The 6,705-nt window shown below is 59.8% G+C and carries 3 protein-coding genes and 1 pseudogene; 3 read left to right on the forward strand and 1 reads right to left on the reverse strand.

The features are described from left to right. Positions 1 to 2 precede the first annotated feature (2 nt). A pseudogene (gene recG, locus ENTMO_RS23620) lies at positions 3 to 2,085 on the forward strand (ATP-dependent DNA helicase RecG). A 2-nt stretch (positions 2,086 to 2,087) separates the two neighbouring features. Here recG and gltS read toward each other — a convergent pair. Then, on the reverse strand, positions 2,088 to 3,290 hold the full coding sequence (gltS, locus tag ENTMO_RS0101270) for a sodium/glutamate symporter (RefSeq protein WP_010426445.1): 1,203 nt from the start codon (positions 3,288 to 3,290) through the stop codon (positions 2,088 to 2,090). 225 nt (positions 3,291 to 3,515) lie between these two features. Between gltS and ENTMO_RS0101275 the strand changes: the two genes are divergently transcribed. Both ENTMO_RS0101275 and ENTMO_RS23625 read left to right on the forward strand, forming a co-directional pair. Next, positions 3,516 to 4,907: a nucleobase:cation symporter-2 family protein gene (locus ENTMO_RS0101275; RefSeq protein WP_010426447.1), complete on the forward strand. Its 1,392-nt coding sequence runs from the start codon at positions 3,516 to 3,518 to the stop codon at positions 4,905 to 4,907. A gap of 119 nt (positions 4,908 to 5,026) precedes the next feature. Continuing rightward, a partial coding sequence (locus ENTMO_RS23625; protein WP_010426449.1) for an AsmA family protein occupies positions 5,027 to 6,705 on the forward strand: 1,679 nt, incomplete at its 3' end.

Consider the following 6,705-nt stretch of genomic DNA (forward strand, 5'->3'; position numbering starts at 1 on the left):
CGATGAAAGGCCGACTGCTGGATGCCATCCCGCTAAACAGCCTGACGGGCGTGGGCGCGGCGCAAAGCAATAAGCTGGCAAAAATTGGCCTGCACACCGTGCAGGATCTCCTGCTTCACCTCCCCCTGCGTTACGAAGACCGCACTCAGCTCTATAAGATTGGCGATCTCCTTCCCGCCATTTACGCCACCGTTGAAGGCGAAGTCCTGAACTGCAACATCACCTTCGGCGGACGCCGGATGATGACCTGCCAGATAAGCGACGGCACCGGCATTCTCACCATGCGGTTTTTTCAACTTCAACGCGGCGATGAAAAACAGCCTGACGACGGGCCGCAGGGTGCTGGCCTATGGCGAGGCCAAACGCGGGAAGTACGGCGCAGAGATGATCCACCCGGAGTACCGCGTACAGGGCGATCTCAGCACGCCGGAGCTGCAGGAGACGCTCACCCCGGTTTACCCGACGACGGAAGGCATCAAGCAGGCGACGCTGCGTAAACTCACCGATCAGGCGCTGGAGCTGCTGGATACCTGCGCTATTACCGAGCTGCTGCCGCCCGAGCTGGCGCAGGGCATGATGAGCCTGCCCGAGGCGCTGCGCACCCTGCACCGCCCGCCGCCAACGCTACAGCTCAGCGATTTAGAAAGCGGCAAACACCCCGCCCAACGGCGTCTTATCCTTGAGGAATTACTGGCACATAACCTGAGCATGCTGGCACTTCGCGCTGGCGCACAGCGTTTCCATGCCCAGGCCTTAAGCCAGAATGATGAACTCAAAGATAAGCTGCTGGCCTCGCTGCCGTTTAAACCCACCGGCGCGCAGGCGCGCGTCACCGCCGAGATTGAACGCGATATGGCGCTCGACGTGCCGATGATGCGCCTGGTGCAGGGCGACGTGGGTTCCGGCAAAACGCTGGTTGCCGCCCTGGCGGCCCTGCGCGCGATTGCCCACGGCAAACAGGTGGCGCTGATGGCGCCGACCGAGCTGCTGGCTGAACAGCACGCCAACAATTTCCGCGCCTGGTTCGCGCCGCTGGGAATTGAAGTGGGCTGGCTTGCCGGGAAGCAAAAAGGCAAAGCGCGCCTTGCGCAACAGGATGCCATTGCCAGCGGGCAGGTGCAGATGATTGTCGGCACGCACGCCATCTTCCAGGAGCAGGTGAAGTTTAACGGTCTTGCGCTGGTGATTATCGACGAGCAGCACCGCTTCGGCGTGCATCAGCGTCTGGCACTGTGGGAGAAAGGCCTGCAGCAGGGCTTCCACCCGCATCAGCTGATCATGACCGCTACGCCGATTCCGCGCACCCTGGCGATGACCGCCTACGCCGATCTGGATACCTCCACCATCGACGAACTGCCGCCGGGCCGTACCCCGGTCACAACGGTCGCCATTCCTGACACGCGCCGCAGCGATATCATCGACCGCGTGCGCAACGCCTGCACCCACGAAGGCCGTCAGGCCTACTGGGTCTGTACGCTGATTGAAGAGTCTGAACTGCTGGAGGCGCAAGCTGCCGAAGCCACGTGGGAAGAGCTTAAGCTGGCGCTGCCGGAGCTGAACGTCGGTCTGGTGCACGGACGCATGAAGCCCGCCGAAAAACAGGCGGTGATGCAGTCGTTCAAACAAGGTGATTTGCATCTGCTGATCGCCACCACGGTGATCGAAGTCGGCGTGGACGTCCCGAATTCCAGCCTGATGATCATCGAAAACCCGGAGCGTCTCGGCCTTGCCCAGCTCCACCAGCTGCGCGGGCGCGTCGGCCGCGGCGCGGTAGCGTCCCACTGCGTACTGCTCTACAAAGCCCCGCTCTCAAAAACCGCCCAGATGCGGTTGCAGGTGCTGCGCGACAGCAACGACGGTTTTGTGATTGCGCAAAAAGACCTGGAGATCCGCGGCCCGGGCGAACTGCTGGGCACGCGTCAGACGGGGAACGCGGAATTCAAAGTGGCGGATTTGCTACGCGATCAGGCGATGATCCCCGAAGTTCAGCGCCTCGCACGCCATATTCATGAACGCTACCCCGAACAGGCGGCAGCGTTGATTGAGCGCTGGATGCCGGAAACTGAACGCTACTCCAACGCCTGATTTCAGGCAAACATCGGCAGCATCAGGTACAGCTTAATCACCAGCGCGTTGACGATATCAATAAAGAACGCCCCGACCATCGGGACCACCAGAAACGCCATGTGCGATGGCCCGAACCGTTCGGTGATCGCCTGCATGTTGGCGATAGCCGTTGGGGTAGCCCCCAGACCAACCCCGCAGTGACCCGCCGCCAGCACCGCCGCATCGTAGTTTTTGCCCATCATGCGCCAGGTCACGAACATGGCGTACAGCGCCATAAACAGCGCCTGCACCGCCAGTATCGCCACCATCGGCAGCGCCAGCGAGGCCAGCTCCCACAGCTTGAGGCTCATCAGCGCCATCGCCAGGAACAGCGAAAGACAAACGTTACCGAGCACCGATACCGCCCGTTCAAACACGCGGTAGAAGCCCACCAGCGCCAGACCGTTGCTCAGGATCACCCCGATAAACAGCACGCAAACAAACGTCGGCAGTTCAAACGCAGAGCCCGCCAGCCATTGCGCAACCACTTTGCCCACGGTCAGGCAGATGGCGATCATCGCGATGGTTTCAATCAGCACCAGCGAGGTAATGCTGCGCCCGACGTCCGGTTTTTCGAACGCGGTCGGCACCAGCTCATCGTCAGGCCTGCCGTTCGGCGTGGTGGAGTGTTTAACCAGATAACGCGCCACCGGGCCGCCAATCAGGCCACCCAGCACCAGACCAAAGGTCGCACAGGCCATCGCCACCTCCGTCGCGTTTTCAAACCCATAGCGCTCGATGAACAGCTTGCTCCACGCGGCTCCGGTACCGTGACCACCAGAAAGGGTAATCGACCCCGCCAGCAGTCCCATCAGCGGATCCAGCCCCAGCAGCGTCGCCATCCCGATGCCGATGGCGTTTTGCATCAGCAGCAGCCCCACCACCACAATCAGAAATACGCCGAGCACTTTACCGCCCGCCCGCAGGCTCGCCAGGTTGGCGTTCAGGCCGATGGTGGCAAAGAAGGCCAGCATCAGCGGGTCTTTCAGGGACATATCAAAATCGATTTCCCAGCCCATGCTTTTTTTCAGTATCAGCAGGGCCAGCGCCACCAGCAGGCCACCGGCGACAGGTTCAGGAATGGTGTATTTCTTCAGAAGGGAAACGCTATGTACCAGCTTACGACCAAGCAGTAAGACCAGCGTTGCGGCAACAAGTGTCGACAACGTATCGAGATGAATCATAGAAGGCTCCTGTTTTGCGCGTGTTCCATACACACGCGGCGTTATCCTGGGCCGGTTTGCGCTCGTCATGAGCTCCCGGCGCAAAAAGTGTAATTTTTTTTCCCGATGGGGAGTAGAAAACCTGCGCGCAGCGGCAGAATTTCTTCCCTTTTTTTGCTGGCAATCGTTTGCTTTTACCAGGTGGTCAGATAAAATGCCCGCTTTTCCACCGTGGGATTGCCGCCGATGTCCGTTAACACCATAGAGTCGCCTGATGCGCAACCGATTGCGCAGAAGCAAAATAGCGAACTGATTTACCGCCTTGAAGACCGCCCGCCGCTGCCGCAGACGCTTTTCGCCGCCTGCCAGCATCTTCTGGCGATGTTTGTTGCGGTGATCACCCCGGCGCTGCTGATTTGCCAGGCGCTCGGTTTACCGGCGCAGGACACGCAGCACATTATCAGCATGTCTCTTTTTGCCTCCGGCGTCGCCTCTATTATTCAAATTAAAGCCTGGGGTCCGGTAGGGTCGGGATTATTGTCGATTCAGGGCACCAGCTTTAACTTCGTGGCACCGCTAATCATGGGCGGTACGGCGCTGAAAACCGGTGGGGCGGATGTTCCAACCATGATGGCGGCGCTGTTCGGCACGCTGATGCTGGCCAGCTGCACGGAGATGGTGATCTCCCGCGTTCTGCATCTGGCTCGCCGCGTCATCACCCCGCTGGTTTCCGGCGTGGTCGTCATGATTATCGGCCTGTCGCTGATTCAGGTGGGCCTGACGTCCATCGGCGGCGGCTATGCGGCAATGAGCGACCACACCTTCGGCGCGCCGAAAAACCTGCTGCTGGCAGGCGTGGTGTTGGCAATCATCATTCTGCTTAACCGTCAGCGTAACCCTTACCTGCGCGTGGCCTCGCTGGTTATCGCGATGGCGGCCGGTTACCTGATGGCCTGCGCGCTGGATATGCTGCCGCAAAATACCGCACCGACGAATGCCGCGCTGATCACTATCCCAACGCCGCTCTATTACGGACTGGGCATTGACTGGGGCCTGCTGCTGCCGCTGATGCTGGTCTTTATGATCACTTCTCTGGAGACCATCGGCGACATCACCGCTACCTCGGACGTCTCTGAGCAGCCGGTGTCCGGCCCGCTGTACATGAAGCGCCTGAAAGGCGGCGTGCTGGCGAACGGCCTGAACTCGTTTGTCTCTGCCGTATTCAACACCTTCCCGAACTCCTGCTTCGGTCAGAACAACGGCGTGATCCAGCTGACCGGCGTGGCCAGCCGCTACGTCGGGTTTGTGGTGGCGCTGATGCTGATCGTCCTCGGCCTGTTCCCGGCGGTAAGCGGCTTTGTGCAGCACATCCCTGAGCCGGTGCTGGGCGGCGCGACGCTGGTGATGTTCGGCACTATCGCGGCCTCCGGCGTGCGTATCGTCTCCCGCGAGCCGCTGAACCGCCGCGCGATCATGATTATCGCCCTGTCGCTGGCGGTCGGTCTGGGCGTATCTCAGCAGCCTCTGATCCTGCAGTTTGCGCCTGACTGGGTCAAAAACCTGCTCTCTTCCGGCATTGCCGCGGGCGGTATCACCGCTATCGTTCTGAACCTCGTTTTCCCGCCTGAGAAAAATTGATTTCTCTCACGGCAGGCTGTCAAGGCCTGCCGTGACATCTCTTTACACCATTCCCGCCTTGAGCATTGCGCATAAATCGTGCATAACTCCTTTATGTGCGTTTTGCGGGATGGAAGACCATGAAATTTATTGGAAAGCTGATCATCTATCTTCTGTTAGCTCTGCTTTTGGTGGTGCTGGCATTCTATATTTTGCTCCAGACCCGCTGGGGCGCGTCTCAGGTCAGCAATTGGGTTACGGTAAATACCGATTACGAACTCAACTTTGACCTGATGGATCACCGCTTTTCATCCCCTTCTCACCTCATTCTGGAAAATGTCACCTTTGGTCGTGACGGCAAACCCGCCACCCTGGTGGCCAAAAAAGTCGATATCGGTTTAAGCAGCCGTCAGGTAACCGATCCGCTGCATATGGACACCATTACCCTGTTCGATGGCACCCTGAACCTCTCTCCGCAAACTGCGCCGCTGCCTTTCCAGGCGGACCGTTTGCAGCTAAACAACATGGCCTTTAACAGCCCGAATACCGAATGGGACCTGAGCGCGCAGAAAGTCACAGGCGGCGTCAGTCCGTGGCAGCCAGAGGCGGGCAACGTGCTGGGCAAAAATGCTCAGATCCAGATGAGCGCAGGCTCGCTCACCCTGAACGGCGTCCCGGCCAGCAATGTCCTGATTCAGGGACAGCTCAACGGTAAAGAGGTGGTGCTGAGCACCATTGGCGCGGATATGGCGCGCGGCTCGCTCACCGGCTCCGCCCTGCGTAACGCTGACGGCAGCTGGATTATCGACAGCATGCGTCTGAATGAGATCCGCCTGCAAAGCGATAAATCGCTGATGGATTTCTTTGCTCCCATCACGACGCTCCCTTCCCTGCAGATTGGTCGGCTGGAAGTGACCGACGCGCGCCTGCAGGGGCCGGACTGGGCGGTGACGGACCTTGATTTGAGCCTGCGTAACCTGACTCTCAGCAAAGGCGACTGGCAGAGCCAGGAAGGGCGTTTGTCCATGAACGCAAGCGAGTTTATCTACGGCTCGCTACATCTGTTCGACCCGATCCTGAACGCTGAATTCTCCCCGCAGGGTATCGCGCTGCGCCAGTTCACCTCTCGCTGGGAAGGCGGGATGGTACGCACCTCCGGCAACTGGCTGCGCGACGGCAAAGCGCTGGTGCTGGATGATGCCGCCATCGCCGGGCTGGAATACACCCTGCCTGAAAACTGGAAAACGCTGTGGATGGATCCACTGCCGGAATGGCTGAACAGCGTGACGCTAAAAAAATTCGGCCTGAGCCGCAATCTGGTGATCGACATCGATCCTGCTTTCCCATGGCAGATCACCTCTCTGGACGGCTATGGTGCAAATCTGCAGCTGGCGAAAGACCGCCAGTGGGGCGTCTGGGGCGGCAGCGCAACATTGAACGGTGCGGCCGCGACCTTTAATCGCGTGGACGTGCGCCGTCCGTCGCTCGCGCTGAATGCGAACGCTGCTACGGTGAACATTACCGACCTGAGCGCGTTTACCGAGAAAGGTATTCTGGAAGCCACGGCGACGGTTTCACAGCTTCCGCAGCGGCAGACCACGGTGAGCCTGAACGGGCGCGGCGTGCCGCTCAACGTGTTGCAGCAGTGGGGCTGGCCTGCTTTGCCGATCACGGGCGACGGCAATATTCAGCTCACCGCCAGCGGCAGCGTGCAGGCGAATGCCCCGTTGAAGCCAACGGTGAACGGCAAGCTGAACGCAGTGAATATGGATAAACAGCAGGTGCAGCAGGCGATGACGGGTGGTGTGGTTTCAACACC

Source organism: Enterobacter mori LMG 25706, from assembly GCF_000211415.1.
Lineage (GTDB): Bacteria > Pseudomonadota > Gammaproteobacteria > Enterobacterales > Enterobacteriaceae > Enterobacter > Enterobacter mori.